17 protein-coding genes are annotated in these 18,849 nt (G+C 74.5%); 5 read left to right on the forward strand and 12 right to left on the reverse strand.

Annotated elements, in window-relative coordinates; genetic code table 11:
* Window positions 1-21: 21 nt before the first annotated feature.
* From QMG39_RS01540 to QMG39_RS01550, 3 genes are read right to left on the reverse strand one after another with little or no spacing between them, the layout of a single operon-like run.
* Complete coding sequence (locus QMG39_RS01540; protein ID WP_281882062.1) at window positions 22-1,479, reverse strand: phytoene desaturase family protein; 1,458 nt, start codon at window positions 1,477-1,479, stop codon at window positions 22-24.
* Complete coding sequence (locus QMG39_RS01545; RefSeq protein WP_281882063.1) at window positions 1,476-2,915, reverse strand: lipase maturation factor family protein; 1,440 nt, start codon at window positions 2,913-2,915, stop codon at window positions 1,476-1,478. The genes QMG39_RS01540 and QMG39_RS01545 overlap by 4 nt, the downstream gene beginning before the upstream one ends.
* A 9-nt stretch (window positions 2,916-2,924) precedes the next feature.
* Entirely contained in the window at window positions 2,925-4,214 is a 1,290-nt protein-coding gene (locus QMG39_RS01550; protein WP_281882064.1) for an MFS transporter, read from the reverse strand.
* 18 nt (window positions 4,215-4,232) lie between these two features.
* On the opposite strand from QMG39_RS01550, the gene QMG39_RS01555 reads away from it, so the two are divergent.
* Window positions 4,233-4,802, forward strand: a complete 570-nt coding sequence (locus QMG39_RS01555) for an ArsR/SmtB family transcription factor (RefSeq protein WP_281882065.1) — start codon at window positions 4,233-4,235, stop codon at window positions 4,800-4,802.
* A 49-nt stretch (window positions 4,803-4,851) separates the two neighbouring features.
* On the opposite strand, the gene QMG39_RS01560 is transcribed toward QMG39_RS01555, so the two are convergent.
* Window positions 4,852-5,847, reverse strand: coding sequence for a stage II sporulation protein M (locus QMG39_RS01560; protein WP_281882067.1), 996 nt, complete (start codon window positions 5,845-5,847; stop codon window positions 4,852-4,854).
* Window positions 5,848-5,864: 17 nt separating this feature from the next.
* Here QMG39_RS01560 and QMG39_RS01565 point away from each other — a divergent pair, with 17 nt between their 5' ends.
* Complete coding sequence (locus tag QMG39_RS01565) at window positions 5,865-6,701, forward strand: RDD family protein (RefSeq protein ID WP_281882068.1); 837 nt, start codon at window positions 5,865-5,867, stop codon at window positions 6,699-6,701.
* Window positions 6,702-6,716: 15 nt separating this feature from the next.
* Here QMG39_RS01565 and ahcY read toward each other — a convergent pair whose 3' ends face one another.
* Complete coding sequence (gene ahcY / locus QMG39_RS01570) at window positions 6,717-8,198, reverse strand: adenosylhomocysteinase (protein WP_281882069.1); 1,482 nt, start codon at window positions 8,196-8,198, stop codon at window positions 6,717-6,719.
* Window positions 8,199-8,243: 45 nt separating this feature from the next.
* A complete protein-coding gene (locus QMG39_RS01575; protein WP_281882070.1) occupies window positions 8,244-8,477 on the reverse strand; it encodes a DUF3499 family protein in 234 nt (77 codons plus the stop codon).
* A 47-nt stretch (window positions 8,478-8,524) separates the two neighbouring features.
* Here QMG39_RS01575 and QMG39_RS01580 point away from each other — a divergent pair, with 47 nt between their 5' ends.
* A complete protein-coding gene (locus QMG39_RS01580; RefSeq protein WP_281882071.1) occupies window positions 8,525-8,968 on the forward strand; it encodes a metallopeptidase family protein in 444 nt (147 codons plus the stop codon).
* 18 nt (window positions 8,969-8,986) lie between these two features.
* Here QMG39_RS01580 and QMG39_RS01585 read toward each other — a convergent pair whose 3' ends face one another.
* The 5 genes from QMG39_RS01585 to QMG39_RS01605 form a co-directional block, all read right to left on the reverse strand.
* The gene (locus QMG39_RS01585; RefSeq protein WP_281882072.1) at window positions 8,987-10,405 is read right to left on the reverse strand and encodes a DUF5719 family protein; all 1,419 of its coding nucleotides are present in this window, start codon (window positions 10,403-10,405) and stop codon (window positions 8,987-8,989) included.
* A complete protein-coding gene (locus QMG39_RS01590; RefSeq protein ID WP_281882073.1) occupies window positions 10,402-13,401 on the reverse strand; it encodes a glycosyltransferase in 3,000 nt (999 codons plus the stop codon). The genes QMG39_RS01585 and QMG39_RS01590 overlap by 4 nt, the downstream gene beginning before the upstream one ends.
* Before the next feature lie 78 nt (window positions 13,402-13,479).
* Window positions 13,480-13,797 (reverse strand): WhiB family transcriptional regulator, encoded by a 318-nt coding sequence (locus tag QMG39_RS01595; protein ID WP_281882074.1) that lies wholly within the window; start codon window positions 13,795-13,797, stop codon window positions 13,480-13,482.
* Between the two features lie 159 nt (window positions 13,798-13,956).
* Window positions 13,957-14,931 (reverse strand): UDP-glucose 4-epimerase GalE, encoded by a 975-nt coding sequence (gene galE / locus QMG39_RS01600; protein WP_281882075.1) that lies wholly within the window; start codon window positions 14,929-14,931, stop codon window positions 13,957-13,959.
* 106 nt (window positions 14,932-15,037) lie between these two features.
* Complete coding sequence (locus QMG39_RS01605) at window positions 15,038-15,187, reverse strand: hypothetical protein (RefSeq protein ID WP_281882076.1); 150 nt, start codon at window positions 15,185-15,187, stop codon at window positions 15,038-15,040.
* Between the two features lie 94 nt (window positions 15,188-15,281).
* Here QMG39_RS01605 and QMG39_RS01610 point away from each other — a divergent pair, with 94 nt between their 5' ends.
* Complete coding sequence (locus QMG39_RS01610) at window positions 15,282-16,238, forward strand: GlxA family transcriptional regulator (protein WP_281882077.1); 957 nt, start codon at window positions 15,282-15,284, stop codon at window positions 16,236-16,238.
* Window positions 16,239-16,256: 18 nt separating this feature from the next.
* On the opposite strand, the gene manA is transcribed toward QMG39_RS01610, so the two are convergent.
* On the reverse strand, window positions 16,257-17,507 hold the full coding sequence (gene manA / locus QMG39_RS01615; RefSeq protein ID WP_281882078.1) for a mannose-6-phosphate isomerase, class I: 1,251 nt from the start codon (window positions 17,505-17,507) through the stop codon (window positions 16,257-16,259).
* A 153-nt stretch (window positions 17,508-17,660) separates the two neighbouring features.
* On the opposite strand from manA, the gene QMG39_RS01620 reads away from it, so the two are divergent.
* The gene (locus QMG39_RS01620) at window positions 17,661-18,839 is read left to right on the forward strand and encodes an acyl-CoA dehydrogenase family protein (RefSeq protein ID WP_281882079.1); all 1,179 of its coding nucleotides are present in this window, start codon (window positions 17,661-17,663) and stop codon (window positions 18,837-18,839) included.
* The last annotated feature ends 10 nt before the right edge of the window (window positions 18,840-18,849 follow it).

The raw sequence follows: 18,849 nt of genomic DNA on the forward strand, positions 1-18,849 counted from the left end.
GGCGGCGGGACGGCAGCGGGCTCAGAGTCCGTACCCGATCGTGCCGTCGAACGGCACCGCCCGCACCCCGAAGTGCTCGCGCAGCGCGAGCCTGGCGGCGTACCAGCCGTTCATGCCCTGCACGCTCGGCCCCGGGGGCGTCGACGCCGAGCACAGGTAGAGCCCGCGCACCGGGGTGCGCCACGGCACCGGCGAGACCACCGGGCGCTTGACCATCTGGGGCAGGGTGAGCGCGCCGCCGAGGATGTCGCCGCCGACGTCGTTCGGGTTGCGCCGCTCGAGCTCGACGGCGTCGGTCGCGACGCTCGCGAGCACGGTGTCGCGGAAGCCCGGCGCGAACCGCTCGACCTGCGCGGACACCAGCTCGGTCGCGTCGAGCCGCGACCCGCGGGGCACGTGGATGTACGCCCAGAGCGTGTGCCGGCCCTCCGGCGCCCGTGAGGGGTCGACCACGGTCGGCTGCACGACGAGCACGTACGGCCGCTCGCTCACCCGCCCGCGCACGACGGCGTGCTCGCTCGCGGCGATCTCGGCCGCGGTGCCGCCCACGTGCACGGTCGGCGCGGCCGCGACCCGCGGGTCCGCCCACGGCACGGGCGCCGAGAGGGCGAAGTCGACCTTCGCGACCGCGTCGCCGTGCCGGAACCGCGCGAGCGCGCGCCGGTAGCCGGCGGGCATCCGGTGCCCGGCGATCGCGACGAGCTGCTCGACCGAGGTGTCGAGCAGCGTGATGCGACTGCGCTCGAGGTCGCCCGGCGAGCGCACCTCGTGACCCGTGACGATCTCGCCCCCGAGGGCGACGAGCTCCGCGGCCAGCGCGTCGGCGATCGCCTGCGAGCCACCGACGGGCACGCCCCAGCCGCGGGCGTGCGCGTGCGCGCCGAGCAGCACGCCCGGGCCGGCCGTGGCGATCGAGGGATGCCGGCCGATTCCGTGCGCGGCGGTCCCGGCGAGCATCGCCGGCGCGACCGGACCGCTGAAGCGCGCCCCACGCGCCGCGGTGCCCTGCTCGAGCACGCGCAGCCCCATGAGCGCCGCGGCGACCGGGCGCCGGGGCACGCGCAGCAGCTGCGAGCCGGTGAAGTCGACGACCCCGTCGATGCGCCGCACCAGCGGGGCGAAGAACGCCCGCCAGGCCGCGCCGTCGGGGCCGAGCTCGCGGGCGGTGCGGTCGAGGTCACGCCACGCGATGCCGGCGGTCGCACCGTCGAGCGGGTGGGCGTACGACGCCTCGGGCACGACGAACGGCACTCGATCGGTGAGCCCGAACGCGCGGAAGAACGGCGAGGCGAGCGCTGCGGGGTGCACCGCGGAGCAGACATCGTGCCGGAAGCCGGGCAGGGTGAGCTCCTGGGTGCGCATGCCGCCGCCGACGGCGTCCCCCCGCTCGGTGAGCCGCACGCGCAGTCCCGCGGCGGCGAGGGTCACCGCGGCGGCGAGCCCGTTGGGGCCCGCGCCGACGACGTTCGCGTCGATCACGGGCGTGCCCCGAGGGCGATGGGAGCGACCAGCACACCGGCATCCTCCCGCATCCACCACAGCCCCGTCTCGCGCCGCTCCCGGCGCGTGGCGAAGCGGTAGCGGTAGACCTTCGCGCGCACCGCGACCGGGCGGCGCCCCTCGAACGGGTCGACCCGGAGCAGTCGCAGCGTCGCCGGGTCGGCCTCGAGCAGCCGCACGAGGAACGCGCGGAACCAGCCGTGGTCGGGCGCGCCGAGCGCGAGGAACCACATCAGCCAGTCGAGCCTGAGGTGGTACGGCGCGAACTGCCGGGGCACGCGCGCCGGGTCGCCGGGCTTGCCGTGGAACTCGTAGGCGACCCAGTCGCCCGGGCCCGGATCGGCCTGCTCGGTGCCCTCCACGACCACCTCGTCGCGGCGCTTCGTGACGGTGCCGAACGCGCCGTACGCGTTCACGAGGTGGAACCGGTTGAAGCTCGCGTTCATGAGCTGGTGCCGGGCGAAGAGGTTGCGCAGCGGCTGCCAGCTGAGCACGACGAGACCGGCGAACACGAGCGTCGTGAGCGCCTGGAACCACACGGGAGTGGGCGCGTACGCGGCCTCGGCCGGCCACGCGGGCAGGACGGCGTGCAGGAACCCGTCGCCGATCGCGCTGCACGCGAGCACCATCGTCAGCCAGTTCAGCCACGCGAAGTTGCCGGTCAGCACGAGCCAGGCCTGTGTGCCGACGATCACGAGGGCGGCGACGGATGCCACGGGCTGCGGCGCGAACAGCAGGAACGGCACGCCGAGCTGGGCGATGAAGTTGGCCACGACCTCCGAGCGGTGGAACCACGCCGGCAGCAGGTGCGCCCAGCGGCTGAGCGGGTTCGGCATCGGCTGCGTCTCGTGGTGGTACATCAGCGCCGTGAGGTCGCGCCACTCGCGGCCGCCGCGCCACTTGATCATGCCCGCGCCGAACTCGAGGCGGAACACGAGCCACCATACGAAGCCGAGCACGAGGATCGGCGGCGCGACCTCGTTCGAGCCGAGGAACGCGACCACGAACAGCGACTCGAGCAGCAGGCTCTCCCAGCCGAACCCGTAGAACGTCTGGCCGACGGTCACGATCGAGAGGTACAGCGCCCACAGCACGCCGAACGCGAGCAGCGGCACCCACGGCGGCCCGAGCTGCGGGAGGCCGGCGACCAGGGAGGCCGCGACGAGCGCGCCGAGCGCGCAGCAGGCCCGGAGCATCCGATCGCTGTACCGCCAGCGGAAGATCGTCGGCTGCCGGCGCGCGTAGCCGAGCTCGAGGAAGCGGCGCACGGGCAGCAGCCCCCGCTCGCCGAGGAGCGCGGGGAACTGCGACCACGACGAGACGAACGCGACCAGCGCGACCGCCGCGGTGCCGCGCTGCAGCACCTGGCGGGCGAACTCGAAGCCGCTCCCGTCGAGCAGCGCGAGCCAGTCCACGCTCCTACGCTACGACTCCTCGTCGGCCTCCGGCAGGGTGCGCATGCCGAGGAACGGAGAGAACACGACGACCGCGCCCGCGAGCAGCTGGCAGATGGCGCCGACCCACATGGTCGGCACGACCCCGATCACCTCGGCGAGTGCGCCCGCGAGCAGTGCCGACAGCGGCATGACGCCCCACACGACGAACCGGATCGACGCGTTCATGCGGCCGAGCAGGTGGTGCGGCGTGACCCGCTGGCGGAAGCTCACCTGCGCGATGTTGTAGACCAGCACCGAGAACGAGAAGCCGAACTCGGCGACGATGAGCAGCGGCACCGCGACCGCCGGCAGCGCGGCCGAGAGCGGCACGAGGCAGGCCGAGAGGCCGAACAGCACCGTCGAGAGCGGGATGACCGTGCCCTCCCCCACGAGCCGGGTGATCCACGGCGTGGCGACCGCGCCGAGCAGGCCGCCGACCGAACCGATCGAGAGCACGAGGCCGAGCACCGCGGGCGTGAGGCCGAGCTCCCGCAGCACGAGCAGGCTCATCAGCGTCATCGAGATGGTGCCGAACAGGTTCGCGAGCGCCGTGTTCAGCGTGATGCGCCGGATGAGCCGGTGGTGCCAGACGAACGAGAGCCCCTCGCGGATCTCGCCGACGAGCCCGACGCCGGGCGTGCGCTCGCGCGGCGTCTCGTCGTCGCGGATGCCGAGCAGGAACAGGAACGACACGAGGTAGGTGACGGCCGTGGCGGCGATCATGAACGGCGCGGAGACGATAGCCAGCAGCCCGCCGCCGATCGCGGGGCCGCCGATGCGCGCGACCTGCGCGGTGGCCTCGAGCTTCGCGTTCGCCTCGCCGATGCGGGTGCGGCGCACCAGCACCGGGATCACCGACTGGTACGACACGTCGAAGAACACGGTGGCCGTGCCGATGACGAGCGCGACGAGGTAGGCGTGCCACATCTCGAGCCGGTCGAGCGCCCAGAGCAGCGGGATCGTCGCGAGCGCGAGCGCGCGCACCAGGTCGGCCGCGATCATCACGCGACGCTTGCGCATCCGGTCGATCCAGGCGCCGGCGGGCAGCCCGACCACGAGGAACGCGGCGGTCGTGGCCGCGTTCAGCAGGCCGACCTCGAACTCGCTCGCGCCGAGCACGACGATCGCGAGCACGGGCACCGCGACGGTCGCGAGCTGCGCCCCGAACTGGCTGACGGTCTGCGCGGCCCAGAGCTGCAGGAACGCGCGGTCGCGCCAGAGGGACGGGCCGGACTTGGAGGGCTCCGCCGCCCGGTCGGTGGTGGTGTCGCTGGTCACGGGACTATCCTGAGGTCTGTGATTGGGAAAAGTCAATCAGCGGATGCCGCCGAGGCCGACGCCCGTGCCGCGGCACCCCCGGCCGACCCGGCCGGTCCCGACGACGAGGCGCTCGCGCACGCCCGCGCCAAGGCGCTCGCGTCCCCCCTGCGCCTGCGCATCCTGCGCATCTGCCTGCACGAGCCGCACACCAACCGCGAGATCGCCGAGCGCCTCGGGCTGAACCCCGGCACCTGCCTGCACCACGTGCGCACACTGGTCGCGACCGGGTTCCTGCGGCGGGCCGACGACGACGAGCGCCCGGCGCGCGAGGTGCCGTACCTCGCGACCCGGCTCAGCTGGCGGCAGCCGCTGCCCGGCGGCTCGCGCGTGCTCGTCGAGGCGTTCCTCGAGGAGATCGCCGGCCTCGACGACGACGACCTGGACCTCGCCCGGCTGGGGCTGCGCCTCGCGCCCGCCGAGGTCGACGAGTTCCAGCGGCGCATGAACGACCTGCTGCAGGAGTTCGCGGCGCGGCCCAGCGCACCCGACGGCGAGGCGGTGTCCGTGTTCGTCGCGGTGCACCCGGACCGCGCGAACCAGGGCTGACGCCGCCACGCGGCATCCGCTCGCCCTCGCACTCGCGACGACGCGTCGCTCAGCCGGCGACGATGGTCCGCGCGCCCGCCTCGGACTCGTCGAGGTCGCCGGTCTGCCCGGCGCGCACCGCGCGGCCGCCGAGCACGAGCATGTAGGCGAGGAACGCGCCGAGCGCGAGCACGCCGATGCCGACCTTGATCGGCCACGGCCACGGCGCGGGCGTGACGAACCCCTCGATGACGCCCGAGACGAGCAGCACGACTACGAGCCCCAGCGCGATCGAGAACAGCGCCCTGCCGTCCTCGGCGAGCGCCTGGCCGCGCGTGCGTCGCCCCGGCGCCACCCACGACCAGAAGATGCGCAAGCCTGCCGCGGCCGCGACGAACACGGCGGTGAGCTCGAGCAGCCCGTGCGGCGCGATGTAGGCGAAGAAGGTGTCCCCCTCCCCGTACGCGAACATGACCGCGCCCGTGATGCCCAGGTTCTGGGCGTTCTGGAGGATCACGTACGGCACGAACACGCCGCTGATGCCGAACGCGATGCACTGCGCGGCGATCCAGGCGTTGTTCGTCCAGACCAGGCCCGTGAACGACGCCGCGGGGTTCTCGGAGTAGTAGTCGACGAAGTCCTCGCGGGCCAGCTGCTCGAACTGCTCGTCGCTGCCGAGCGAGGCGAGCGCGCGCGGGTCGGCGAGCGCCCAGCCCGCGACGAGCCCCGCGACGCCGAGGGTGGCGACCGCCACCGCGAGGGTCAGCCAGCGCACGCGGTACAGCGCTGCGGGCAGCTGCACGACGGCGAACTCGGGCACGCGCGCGAGGAGGTTGGTGCCCGCGCCGGTGAAGCGGATGCGGGCTCGTGAGAGCGACACCGACAGGCGGTCGCCGATCGCGGTCGACCCCGCGGTCGTCTGGAGCGCCGAGAGGTCGGTCGCGCCGGCCTGGTACCCGGCGATCAGCTCGTCGGCCTCGGCGCCGTCGAGGCGGCGCTGCCGCGCGAGCACGTCCAGCCGCTCCCACTCGGATCGGCGGGCGGCGGCGAGGGCGTCGAGGTCCATCTGCTTGAATACTACCCATGGCCGCGCAGCCCGAGACGGATGCCCCGGGCGACGCGTTCCTCGTGGGCGAGGCCGTCCGGCTCGACGTCCGCACCGCGAGCGTCTTCCTGCGCGCGGCCGGTGCCGCGATCGACGTGCTCGCGACGCTGCTCGCCGTCGCGCTCGTGCTCCTGGCGGCCGTGAACGTCGCCGCGCTCCAGCTCGACTCCGCGCTCGGGCAGGCGGTCGGCGTCGCGATCCTGGTGACGTTCCTCGTGATCGTACCGACGGTCGTCGAGACCGCGAGCTCGGGCCGCTCGCTCGGCAAGCTCGCCATCGGCGCGCGCGTGGTGCGCGACGACGGCGGGGCGATCCAGGCGCGGCACGCGTTCGTGCGCGCGCTGGTCGGCGTGCTCGAGATCTACCTGACCTTCGGCGGCCTGGCCCTCGCGGTCGGGTTCCTCAATCCGCACGGCAAGCGGCTCGGCGACATCCTCGCCGGCACGCACGCGCAGGCCGAGCGGGTGCCGCACGTGCCCCGGGTCGTGACGGGGCTCCCGATGGAGCTCGCCGACTGGGCCGCCACGGCCGACGTGGCGCGGCTGCCCGCGCCGCTCGCGAGGCGCATCGCCCAGTTCCTCGCCGAGGCGCCCCACCTGGTGCCCGACAGCCGCGCCCGGCTCGCGGGCACGCTCGCGCGCGACGCGACGCCGTACGTGTCCCCGGTGCCCGACGTCGCGCCCGAAGCCCTGCTCGCGGGCATCGTGGCCGTGCGCCGCCACCGCGACGCGACCGCGCTCGCGCTCGAGTCGGAGCGCATGCGCGCGCTGGAGCCCGTGCTCGGCGCCCGTCCGGCCGGGTTCCCCGAGCGCTGAGCGCGACGGCCTCGCTCAGTAGCGGTAGTGGTCCACCTTGTAGGGCCCCTCGACCGGCACGCCGATATAGGCGGCCTGGTCGGGCGTGAGCTCGGTGAGCTCGACGCCGAGCGCGTCGAGGTGCAGCCTGGCGACCTTCTCGTCGAGGTGCTTCGGGAGCACGTAGACCCCGGTCGGGTACGCGTCGGTGCGCGTGTAGAGCTCGAGCTGCGCGAGCACCTGGTTGGTGAACGAGTTGCTCATGACGAACGACGGATGCCCCGTGGCGTTGCCGAGGTTCATCAGGCGCCCCTCGGAGAGCACGAGCACGCTCCGCCCGCTCGGCAGGCGCCACTCGTGCACCTGCGGCTTGATCTCGACGCGCTCGGCGCCGGGCAGCGACTCGAGCGCCGCCATGTCGATCTCGTTGTCGAAGTGACCGACGTTCGCGACCACGGCGAGGTGCTTCAGCCCGAGGAGGTGCTCGACCCGCACGACGTCCTTGTTGCCCGTGCCCGTGACGAGGATGTCGATCTCGCCGATCACCGACTCGAGGCGCTTGACCTCGAACCCGTCCATGGCCGCCTGCAGCGCGTTGATCGGGTCGATCTCGCTCACGATCACCCGGGCGCCCTGGCCGCGCAGCGCCTCGGCCGCGCCCTTGCCGACATCGCCGTAGCCGGCGACGAACGCGACCTTGCCGCCCATCAGCACGTCGGTCGCGCGGTTCAGGCCGTCGGGCAGCGAGTGGCGGATGCCGTACTTGTTGTCGAACTTCGACTTCGTCACCGAGTCGTTGACGTTGATCGCCGGGAACAGCAGTTCGCCCGCGGCGTGCAGCTCGTAGAGGCGGTGCACCCCGGTCGTGGTCTCCTCGGTGACGCCGAGCAGGTCGCCGGCGACGCGCGTCCAGCGGGAGGCGTCGCGCTCGAGCGATGCCCGGAGCGTGTCGAGCACGACGCGGAACTCGGCGCTCGTGGCATCCGTCGCCTCGGGCACGCCGCCGGCCGCCTCGAACTCGCGACCGTGGTGCACGAGCAGCGTGGCGTCGCCGCCGTCGTCGAGGATCAGGTTCGGGCCCGTCCACTCGGCGCCGTCGGCCGCCGCCTCCGCGCTCCAGTCGAAGATGCGGTCGGTGCACCACCAGTACTCCTCCAGCGTCTCGCCCTTCCAGGCGAACACCGGCACGCCCGCGGGGGCGTCGACCGTGCCCTCCGGCCCGACGACCACGGCCGCGGCAGCCTCGTCCTGGGTGGAGAAGATGTTGCAGCTCGCCCAGCGCACACGCGCGCCGAGCGCGACGAGCGTCTCGATGAGCACCGCGGTCTGCACGGTCATGTGCAGGCTCCCCGCGATGCGGGCACCCGCGAGGGGCTGCGACGGGCCGAACTCCTCGCGGAGGGCCATGAGCCCGGGCATCTCGTTCTCGGCGAGCCGGATCTGGTGGCGGCCGGCGGTCGCCAGCGACAGGTCGGCGACCTTGAACGGCAGTGCGGAGGTGGCGGGGAGGGTGCTCATGCCCCCCATTCTCGCAGCCGCGCCGCCCGCGTTGCGCGGCGCGGGTCAGCCGGTGGCGCCGAGCCCGCCGACCAGGTCGTCGCCCAGCACCGAGTGGCGCACGATCTGCCAGCCCTGCGGCGCCGACGTGCGCTCCGCGTGCCGCGCGCACAGGTCGTAACCGTGCGGCTCGGCGGCGACCGCGAGCGGGCCGAGGACCGCCATCCGGTCGGCGTAGTCGTAGGTGAGCGTCGCGACCGCCGAGGCGGTGCAGGCGATGCGCGAGCAGGTGCGGTCCATGGCGCCTCCCAGCGTAGCGACCGCGGAGGCGACAGTAGGATTGCGACATGCCACGACCCCGCCGCCGGACCACGGCTCCCTCGCCGCGGCGGTCGGCGCGCAACCGCCACGGCCGCGGGCTGCGCTCGTCGGTCGCGGGGCCGCACCTGCCGATGCTGCGCACGCGCGAGGGCGACTTCGAGCTGATCGTCTCGACGACCGCGTCGTACCTGCGCGGGCTCTGGCCCGACGAGCTCGCGGGCGTGAGCTTCGAAGTGGCGCAGGCGCCCGCCGAGGCGATCCACGACGACCACGTCGACCGGTGGAAGGTGCACCACGACACGCGACGCATCGTGCTCTACCGGCTGCCGATCGTGCGCTTCGCGCACGCCGAGGACGTCGACGAGCTGCACGAGCGCATGCTCATCGAGAGCTGCGTGTTCCGCGCGGTCGCCGACCTGCTCGACACCGACCCGTGGGACCTCGCGCCGAACCGCTATCGCGGGTTCTGACCGCCGGTCGAGACCCCGTCAGCGCGGGTAGACGCGGAGCGGCGCGTCCAGCGCGCCCGGCGGCAGCACGGCGTAGGCCGCCGCCGCCGATGAATCCTCGTAGGTGACGCTCGCGTGGACGCCCCGGGCGTCGTCGAGGCGGAGCACGTCGCCGGCCGACACCGCGACCGATGCCGACCCGCCCGCGGGCACGGACACGGTGCGCTCCGCGCCGGCGCCGTCGGTGAGCCGCACCTCGGCGGCGTCGCCGTCGCTCGCGAGCACCAGGCGCGGCGAGGGCCCGGGCGCGATCGCGACGGCCGTCGCCTCGTCGAGCGCCGGGGCCGCGGGGTACCACGCGAAGTCGCTGCCGCCGTCGCCGTCGGGGTCGCCCGCCGTCGATCGCGCGGCGGCCACGACCGGCACGTCGGAGCTCACCCGCACGTCGACCCGCGCGGCGCCGACCGCCGGCACCGGCACGTCGGCGACGAGCCCTGCGCGCAGCGTCACCCCGGCCTGCGCGAGCGTGCCGCCGTCGGCGTCGTGGAACGCGACCACCGCCTCGGCGTCGTCGTCGCCCGGCGCGAGCAGGCGCACGATCGTCGCCACGTCGTCCTCGGCGGCATGATCGGGGTCCGCCTCCGTCTCCACCCCGCGCGCCACGCCCGCGATGACGAGCTCGGTCGCCGGCAGCTCGCCCGGCCCGACGATCTCCACGCCGTCCGGGTCGAGCCCGCGCACGATGCTCTGCTGCAGCGTCGCCGCGATGCGGCCGCCGGTGCTCACCACGTGCACCACGGGCGACCGGGCGTCCGGGGCGATCCCCGCGAGCGCGACGAGCCGCTGCGTGCCCGGCGCCACGACCAGGTTCGTCGCCGCAGTCTCCAGCAGGCCGAGCTCGGAGTGGACGTCGAGGCGAACGGTCGCGGCGACGTCGCCGACGTTCACGAGCGAGACCACGCTCGTGCGTCCGACCGACACCGCGCCGCCGACGAGCCAGGCCTCCGCCGCGGGCTCGACGCACGCCGACGCGGCGAACCCGGCGACGCGCTCGGAGGTCGTCTCCTGGGACGACGCGGCCGCGAGCATGCCCGGCTCGACCTCGCCGGGTTCGGTCGAGAACCACGCGATCGCGGCGCCCGGGACGTCCGGCGCCACCGCATCGGCGACGTCGACGGCGGCGTCGGCCGGGACGGGGCCCGCGACGACGTCGGGCGATCCCAGGGCAGTCGCCGTCGTCGCGGCGGCGGCGTCCTCGGCGAGCGCGACGACCGGGCCCGCGCACGCGCGCACCTCGCGCGAGTCGGCCGGGACGACGCGCACCGACGGCGGGTCGGCGACGATCTCCGGCACGGGCGCGAACGCGGCGACCCCGATCGTGGCGGCGCCCACGCCGAGCGCGAGCACCCCGGCGGCGATGCGGGCGCCCACGAGCGCGATCGTGCGTGCGCTGGTCATGCGTCTCCCCCCTCGCGATCGCGCGCCGGGCGCGCGTCGTCGTCGTCGGGCGGGTCCAGCGCTTCAGGCTCGTCGGGCGCATCCGGCTCGTCCGGCGCATCCGGCTCGTCCGGCGCACCCGGCTCGTCCGGCGCGTCCTCCTCCGCCGCGTCGGCCTCGGCCGCGTCGCGCTCGGCCGAGGCGTCCTCGCGCACCGCCTGGTCGACCAGCGGCGGCGCGACCGGCCGGCGACGCCCGCGCTCGCGCCCGGCCCCGATCGGGATCGCGAGCAGGAGCGTGCCGATCACCACGGCGAGCTGGACGCCGTTCACCCACGCGGCCCATGCGCCGCCCGCATCGGCGGGGACCTCCGCCGCCGGGCCGGCCCCGTCGTAGCGGTAGAGCAGCCCGAAGTCGGTGTCGCCGACCGGCGCCAGTGCGGGGTTCGCGTCGAGCGCGACCTCGGCGCGCGCGGCGGTCGACGCGGCCCGCCGCGCCTCGTCGACCGGCGCGAGCAGCACGAACCGGATCCCGAACCGGTCGAGCCCGGCCGCCGTGTCGAGCCCGGTGCGGCTGGCGAGGTTGCCGGCGAGCTCGGCCAGCTCGCGCTGGCCGGCGTCGAGCCGCTCCTGCGTGGCGGCGAGCGTCGACTGGTCGTCGAGGGACTCCCCCGCGCCGTGCTCGAGCACCGCGCGGAGCCCGCCGTCGGGCTGCGGCACCAGGCGGAGCGTCGCCACTCGCGGGTCCTCCACCGCGGCCGCCTGCACGAATGCCGGCACGGTGCGCTCCTCCGACGGCTGCACGGCGGCCGAGCCGCTCGCGACCTGCACCGCGATCGGCAGCACGGCCAGCGCGGTGCCGAGCGCCGCGAGCGCGCCGGGCACGGCCGAGGTGCGGCCGATCGCGCGCAGCGTCACGAGCACCGCGCCGAGCAGCCCGAGCCAGTAGAGGCTGAGGCCGGCGCCCGACCACACCCGCACGGTCGCCTCGCCGACCGTCGCGACCGAGACGTGCGCCGCCACCGCTGCGGTGACGAACCCGGTGAGCGCCAGCGCGAGTGCGCCGATGCCGGCGCGCGCGCCGCGCACGAACACGGCGGCGGCGGCGAGCAGGCCGACGGGCAGCAGGAGCGCCGCGACCAGCAGGCGCGGCTCGATCGTGGCGCCCGTGAGCGCGGCGAGCGGCTCTGCCCACGCCGCGTACGCGTCGGCGGGGAACCCGAACACGAGCGCCGAGCCGCCGGTCGGACCGGACGGCACCGGCAGGCCGGGGTCGGCGACGAGGCCGAGCGGGGTGCCGCGCGACAGCTGGTCGATCACGAGCGGCGCGGCGAGCGCCGCCGCGGGCACGGGCACGCCGAGGTACCGGAGCGGATGCCGCGTGACGACCGCCGTGACCAGCCAGCCGAGCAGGAGGGCGGGCGCCAGCGAGGGCGCGCACGCGACGACCGCGGCGAACAGCAGGGCGGATGCGGCGGCCGCGGGCCACGACCCCGCGGCGGCGATCATCGACCAGACGAGCCACGGCAGCAGCACGTGCGCGAGCACCGCGCCCGGGCGCCCGTCGCCGAGCGCGACCAGCAGCGGCGGGGCCACGGCCCACGCCAGCGCCACGACGGCGCGGATGCCGCCCCGCTCGGTGAGCCGCGCGGCGGCGAACCACGCGCCGAGCGCCGCGAGCGGGACCGCGGCGACCCAGAGCAGCACGAGCACGAGGGAGGGCGACCACCAGGTCGCCGTGCCGAGCACGGCCAGCACCCCGGCGAAGGGGTCCGCGGCACCGACGAAGCCCGTGCCGAGGTCGCGCCAGCCGTACCCGGCCGATCGCCAGAGCTCGGCCACCGCGGGCTCGAGCGGCAGCAGGCCGCCACCGGTCACGCCGCGGGCGCCGATCAGGAACGCGAACAGCACGACGGATGCCACGACGGCCGCCAGCAGCGTCCAGCCCCCGCCGCCCGAGATGAACTGCACCTCCTCGCGCTGGCCTCGCGCCCGCACCCGGCGCGCGTCGCGCTCCTGCGCGCGCCGGCGGCGCATCTCGTCGGGCGGCACGCGCAGCGGGGCGATCGCCGCCCACTTCGCCGAACGGTGCCGCCGGATGCGTCGTCGCGCGCGCGCGACGGGGGCGAACGCGACCAGTGCGCCCGCGCTCGCGGCCCACTCGCCCGGGATGGAGCCCGGCGCCTTGGTCAGCAGGTGCCACGCCGACCTCAGCAGGGCGAGCGGCAGCAGTGCGAGCCAGTGCACGGGCAACGCGAGCACCGGGGCGTATGCGAAGCGGCGGTGCAGCTGCGCACGGCGGCGCAGCCGGTGGGCGCGCCGCCTGGTCCCCGCCGGGGTCCGCGCGACCGCATCGCCGGCGCCGGCGAACCGCACCGCCGCGTCGGGCACGACCGCGACCCGGTGGCCGCCGAGCCGGGCGCGCACACCGAGGTCGAGCCCGCCGTCGACGACCGGGAGGGCGGGATCGAGCCCGTCGAGGTCTCGCCACGCCGATCTCCGCACGACCAGTGCGTGCGCCGACGCGCCGAGCACGTCGCTCAGCCGGTCGTGCTGGCCCTGGTCGAGCTCGCCCCCGACGAGGTCCACCGACGCGCCCAGCCGGGTCATGGACTCGCCCATGGACGCGATGCGATCGGGTTCGTCCCAGCGCACGAGCTTCGGCGCCGCGGCGGCGACCGACGGCGCGGTCTCGAGCTCGGCGACGAGGAGGTCGAGCGCGTCCGGCGCGGGTGCGTCGCCGTCCTCGAGCAGCCAGAGGAGCTCGTCGGACGCCCCCTCGGGAAGCGCGTCGACGCCCGCGCGCAGTGCCTCGCCGTAGGTCAGCTCCTGGGCGCTCGTCACGATGTGGTCGGGCGCGGCCTGCTCGATCCGCGTCAGCGCGGCATCCGGCAGCCTGCAGGCCACGACCGCCAGTCGGTCGATCGCGCGACGCTGGCCGTGCAGCGCCTCGAGCGTCGGCCCGAGGTGCGGAGCCTCGCCGCGGACGACGAGGACGGCGGCGACACTCTGGATCATCGCGCTCAGCCTAGGTCGGAGCACGGCGCGCGCCGCTCAGCCGCGCGGCGTGCCCCGATCGGGGGCCGAACGCCCCCGTCAGACCGCCCGACGGCGGAGCTTGCGCCGCTCGCGCTCCGATAGCCCGCCCCAGATGCCGAAGCGCTCGTCGTTCTCGAGCGCGTACTCGAGGCACTGCGAGCGCACCTCGCACGTGGTGCAGATCTTCTTGGCGTCGCGCGTCGAGCCGCCCTTCTCGGGGAAGAACGCCTCGGGATCGGTCTGGGCGCACAACGCGTCGGTCTGCCAGGACAGCGGATTGTCGTCGGTCTGTGCGCGAACCCCCGGCACCCCGAGCTTCACGGGGTCGATGAACCAGTCGTCCGGTACGCCAGAACGATACTCAGGAACAGCCATATCGTCTCCCACCCATTCGTACCGACTCGGCGTGTCGCCGCGTCACGTGTAATTACACTCGTGTAGTTCGCGCGCGTCAAGTCGCGGATGTTAAACCCTCAAGGCGTCATCGAGGGTTAGGCGGGCCGTCCGACACGCCGAGGAGTCGCCGAATCCGGCTCAGGAACCGCCTCCCCCGGCCGCGCGACGCGCCTCCCAGGCGCTCCGGACCATCTCGGCGAGCGAGTACCGCATGCGCCAGTCGAGGTCGCGCGCGGCCAGCTCGCCCGACGCCACGATGCGCGCCGGGTCGCCCGGGCGCCGCGCCGCGATCTCCGGGGTGAAATCGATGCCCGTGACCTCGGCGACCGCGCGCATGATCTCGCCCACCGAGACGCCATCACCCGATCCGAGGTTGTAGACCGGCTCGATGGGCAGGTCGTCGGCAAGGCGCTTCGCCGCCACCACGTGGGCGGCGGCCAGGTCGGCCACGTGGAGGTAGTCGCGCACGCAGGTGCCGTCGGGCGTCGGGTAGTCGTCGCCGTTGATGCGCGGGGTGCGGCCGTCCAGGAGCGCGTCGAACACCAGCGGGAACAGGTTGTGCGGGCTCACGTCGTAGACGTCGGGCGTGCCGGATCCGACCACGTTGAAGTAGCGCAGCGAGGTGTGGGCGAGGCCCGTCGCGACGCCCTGGTCGCGCAGCATCCACTCGCCGATCAGCTTGGACTCGCCGTACGGCGATTCGGGCGACTTCGGCGTGTCCTCGGTGACGAGGTCGACGTCGGGCGTGCCGTACACCGCGGCGCTCGACGAGAAGACGATGCGCTCGACGCCCCGCTCCTGCATCGCGGCGAGCAGGTTGGCGGTGCCCGTGACGTTCTGGCGGTAGGTGTGCAGCGGCTGCTGCACCGAGACCCCGGCGTACTTGAAGCCGGCGACGTGGATCACGCCGGCGATGTCGTACTCGTGCAGGGTGCGGTCCACCAGCGGCCCGTCGAGGATCGAGCCATGCACGAGCGGCACCCCCTCGGGCACGAACGCCCGTCGTCCGGAGGAGAGGTCGTCGAGCACGACCGTGCCGAGCCCCTCCGCCTCGAGCGCGCGCACGACGTGCGCCCCGATGTACCCGGCGCCGCCGGTGACCAGCCAGTTCACGTGCCCTCCTCGCGGACCGGTTCGAGCCGGCCCGACGACACTCTATCGACGGGCCGGCTCGGGTTCGGGACGGGGCGGGACGACCGGCTGCGCCGGTCCGGCCGGATCAGATCCGGGGCGTGGCACGACGCTCGATGTGGCGGATGCGATCGCGGATCTCGGGACGGCCGTAGCCGTCGCCGTCGATCCTCCGGAGCGTCTCGACGACGCCCCACGCGGCCACCGCGGCGAGGACGAGGATGAGGAGAATGGTCATGGCAGAAAATCTACGCATTGCGATATCACGCCACCAGTGGCAGGATTGACACACATCGGCACATTCCTGCCACGCTCTCGAAGGGCCCAGACACATGCTCCAGACCGTCGCCTGCATCGCGCTCCCCCAGCTCGCGCCGTTCGAGTTCGGCGTCATCTGCGAGGTCTTCGGCATCGACCGCACCGAGCAGGGCGGGCCCACCTTCGACTTCCACGTCGTGGCCGCCGAGCCGGGCACGCTGCCCACGAAGCTCGGGTTCGACCTCGTCGTGAAGGAGGACCTCTCGTTCGCCGAGACGGCCGACCTCGTCGCCGTGCCGGCCACGATCGTCGACTCCCCGACCCACCCCGAGGTGCTCCGCGTCATCCGCGAGGCGGTCGACCGGGGCGCCTGGGTGCTCTCGGTGTGCAGCGGCGCATTCACGCTCGGCCAGGCCGGCGTGCTCGACGGCCGCCGCTGCACCACCCACTGGATGTACACCGAGGCGCTCCAGCGCCGGTTCCCCCGCTCCGAGGTCGACCCCGACGTGCTGTTCGTGCAGGACGAGCGGGTCGTGACCGGCGCGGGCACGGCCGCGGGCATCGACGCCGCGCTGCACATCGTGCGCACCGAGCTCGGCGCCGAGGCCGCCAACGTCGTCGCCCGCCGCATGGTGGTGCCGCCGCAGCGCGACGGCGGCCAGTCGCAGTTCGTGCAGCGCCCCGTGCCCGAGGTGCGCGCGGACTCCCTCGCCGAGGTCACCGACTGGATGCTCGAGCACCTCGACGAGGACCTGACCGTGGACGCGCTCGCCCGGCGCGCCCTCATGTCGCCGCGCACGTTCGCCCGGCGCTTCCGCGCCGCGACCGGCACCACACCCACCGCCTGGCTGAACCGCCAGCGGCTGCTGCGCGCGCAGCAGCTGCTCGAGACCACCGACCTCTCGCTCGAGGAGATCGCGCGCGACACCGGGTTCGGCGCCGCGGCCGTCATGCGCCACCACTTCGTGAAGGTGCTGCAGACCACGCCGACCGCCTACCGGCGCACGTTCAGCCAGCGCGTCGCGTCGTGAGCGCGGCGGGCGGATACCTCAGGCGTAGCCCGCGCCCACCGACGCGACGAACACCAGCCCGTCGCCCGTCACCGTCAGCGGACCCTCGTCGGGCGTGACGTAGACGCTCGCACCGCGGGCGAGGGTCGCGCGCCCGTGCGCGCCGGCGACCGCGGCGTCGCCGCTCACGCAGAGCGCGATCGCGGGCCCCTCCAGCGGGATCGGCGTGCCCGGGGCATCCGCCGCCTCCACACGGTGCAGCACGAAGTCGGGCACGTCGGGACGGAACGTGTCGACGCCCGGGCCCGTGCGCTCCGGGTGGAGGTAGGGCACGGGCAGCGGCGAGAAGTCGAGCACGTCGACGAGCTCGCCGACGTCGATGTGCTTCGGCGTGAGCCCGCCGCGCAGCACGTTGTCGCTCTCGGCCATCAGCTCGATGCCGAGCCCCCGCAGGTAGGCGTGCATGTTGCCCGCCGGCAGGTACAGCGCCTCGCCGCGCCGGAGCGTGACGCGGTTCAGCAGCAGCGAGATGACGATGCCGGGGTCGCCCGGGTAGTGCGCGGCGAGGTCGACGACGGTGGCGTACGCGGGCGCGAAGCGCGAGCGCTGGTCCGCGGCGAGCGCCGGCGCGAGCGCGACCACCCGCTCGACCACCCAGGACGCCTCCCCGGTGTCTCCCCCTCGCCCGTCGCGCAGCAGCCACTCCACCGTCTCGCGCAGCCCGTCGTCCTCCGACAGGCGCGCACGCAGCAGCGCGAGCGCCCCCGGCGCCGCGTCGCGGCTCGCGGCATCGGCCGCGGCCAGCTCGTCGACGAGCTCGAGGCTCTCCTCGAGCGGACGGAAGCCGCAGAGCGCGTCGAACGTCTCGCTCAGCGCCACGATCAGCTCCGGCTTGTGGAACGCGTCCCGGTAGTTGCGGTCGAACGCGTCGACGTCGACGCCCTCGGCCTCCTCGCGCGCGAACCCCAGCCGCGCCCGCTCGAGGTCGGGGTGCGCCTGCAGCGACAGCGGCGCGTCGGCGGCCAGCACCTTGAGCAGGAACGGCAGGCGGGCCCCCAGCCGGGCGATGTCCGGCCCGAGCGCCCGCTCGGGGGCTGCGGCGATGAAGGCGCGCAGGTCCCCTGGGGCCCCCGCCTCCCCCGCCAGCACGCGCGCGGGCGAACCGGCGTGCGCACCGAGCCAGAGCTCGGCCTCGGGGCCGCCCGAGGCCTCGGTGCCGAGCAGTTCGGCGATCGCGGTGTGGGAACCCCACGCGTAGTCGCGGGGGGTGTTGCCGATCGCCACAAACATGGACGCCCTCTCGCTCGCTTCGACTGCATCAACCTACCAATCGTCTTGGGCCCCCCGAGGGCCCGACCTAGGCTTTCGGGCGTCGACGCGCCGGTTCGACGCGTGCGTGGATCCGGCACCGCGCCGCCCCGACCACCACGCACTGGAGCGACCATGACCTTCGAGCCCCTGGCCAGCGACTTCTACGCCTACGAGAGCCTCCTCTCCGAGCGCGAGCGCGAGGCGCTCGCGGAGCTCCGTGCCTGGCTCGAGGCCGACGTGCGCCCGGTCATCGACGACTACTGGGAGCGCGCCGAGTTCCCGATGCAGCTGGTGGAGCCGCTCGCCGGCACCGGCGCCATGTCGTTCGCCTGGGACGAGACGGCGCCGTTCGAGAACTCCGCGGTCTTCCGCGGGTTCGTCGCGCTCGAACTCGCCCGCGTCGACGCCTCGATCAGCACCTTCGTCGGCGTGCAGAGCGGGCTCGCGACCGGATCGCTCGCCGTGGCGGGCTCCCCGGAGCAGCGGCGGGAGTGGATCCCGAAGCTCGCCTCGGGCGAGCTGATCGGCGCGTTCGGGCTGACCGAACCGCTGTCGGGCTCGGACTCCGCCCGGGGGCTGCGCACGACCGCGCGCCGCGAGGGCGACGAGTGGGTGCTGAACGGCGAGAAGCGCTGGATCGGCAACGCCACCTTCTCGGACATCACCATCATCTGGGCCAAGGACGTCGCCGACGGGCAGGTCAAGGGCTTCATCGTGCCGACCGACACCCCCGGCTACAGCGCGTCGAAGATCGAGGGCAAGATCAGCCTCCGCGCCGTGCAGAACGCCGACATCGTGCTCGAGGACGTCCGCGTCCCCGAGCGGCTGCGCCTGCAGCGCGCCGACTCGTTCCGGGCCACCGCATCGGTGCTGCGGCTCACCCGCGCCGAGGTCGCCTGGAGCGCCGTCGGCGTGGCCATCGGCGCCTACGAGGCCGCGCTGGCGTACGCGAAGACCCGCGACCAGTTCGGCAAGCCGATCGCCTCGCACCAGCTCGTGCAGGACCTGCTCGTGAAGTGCCTGGGCAACATCACCGCGTCGCTCGGCATGGTCGTGCGCGTGTCCGAGATGCTGGACCGCGGCGAGCAGCGCGACGAGCACTCGGCGCTCGCGAAGTCGTATGCCACCGCCCGCATGCGCGAGACCGTGGCCTGGGCGCGCGAGGCGATGGGCGGCAACGGGATCGTGCTCGAGCACGGCGCCGCCCGCTTCTTCGCCGACGCGGAGGCTCTGTACTCCTACGAGGGCACCCGCGAGATGAACACACTCATCGTCGGACGCGCCATCACCGGCAGCGCCGCGTTCGTCTGACCGGGACGCC

Origin of the sequence: Agromyces rhizosphaerae, assembly GCF_027925245.1 — a bacterium.
GTDB classification, from domain to species: domain Bacteria; phylum Actinomycetota; class Actinomycetes; order Actinomycetales; family Microbacteriaceae; genus Agromyces; species Agromyces rhizosphaerae.

Excerpts from the sequence above, each read along its gene's own strand:
- QMG39_RS01620 (WP_281882079.1), top strand. The coding sequence starts at position 17,661 with ATGACCTTCGAGCCCCTGGCCAGCGACTTCTACGCCTACGAGAGCCTC.
- QMG39_RS01610 (WP_281882077.1), top strand. The coding sequence starts at position 15,282 with ATGCTCCAGACCGTCGCCTGCATCGCGCTCCCCCAGCTCGCGCCGTTC.
- ahcY (WP_281882069.1), bottom strand. The coding sequence starts at position 8,198 with ATGAGCACCCTCCCCGCCACCTCCGCACTGCCGTTCAAGGTCGCCGAC.
- QMG39_RS01595 (WP_281882074.1), bottom strand. The coding sequence starts at position 13,797 with ATGGCTGTTCCTGAGTATCGTTCTGGCGTACCGGACGACTGGTTCATC.
- QMG39_RS01585 (WP_281882072.1), bottom strand. The coding sequence starts at position 10,405 with ATGACCAGCGCACGCACGATCGCGCTCGTGGGCGCCCGCATCGCCGCC.
- QMG39_RS01560 (WP_281882067.1), bottom strand. The coding sequence starts at position 5,847 with ATGGACCTCGACGCCCTCGCCGCCGCCCGCCGATCCGAGTGGGAGCGG.
- QMG39_RS01575 (WP_281882070.1), bottom strand. The coding sequence starts at position 8,477 with ATGGACCGCACCTGCTCGCGCATCGCCTGCACCGCCTCGGCGGTCGCG.
- manA (WP_281882078.1), bottom strand. The coding sequence starts at position 17,507 with ATGTTTGTGGCGATCGGCAACACCCCCCGCGACTACGCGTGGGGTTCC.
- QMG39_RS01565 (WP_281882068.1), top strand. The coding sequence starts at position 5,865 with ATGGCCGCGCAGCCCGAGACGGATGCCCCGGGCGACGCGTTCCTCGTG.
- QMG39_RS01580 (WP_281882071.1), top strand. The coding sequence starts at position 8,525 with ATGCCACGACCCCGCCGCCGGACCACGGCTCCCTCGCCGCGGCGGTCG.
- QMG39_RS01605 (WP_281882076.1), bottom strand. The coding sequence starts at position 15,187 with ATGACCATTCTCCTCATCCTCGTCCTCGCCGCGGTGGCCGCGTGGGGC.
- QMG39_RS01590 (WP_281882073.1), bottom strand. The coding sequence starts at position 13,401 with ATGATCCAGAGTGTCGCCGCCGTCCTCGTCGTCCGCGGCGAGGCTCCG.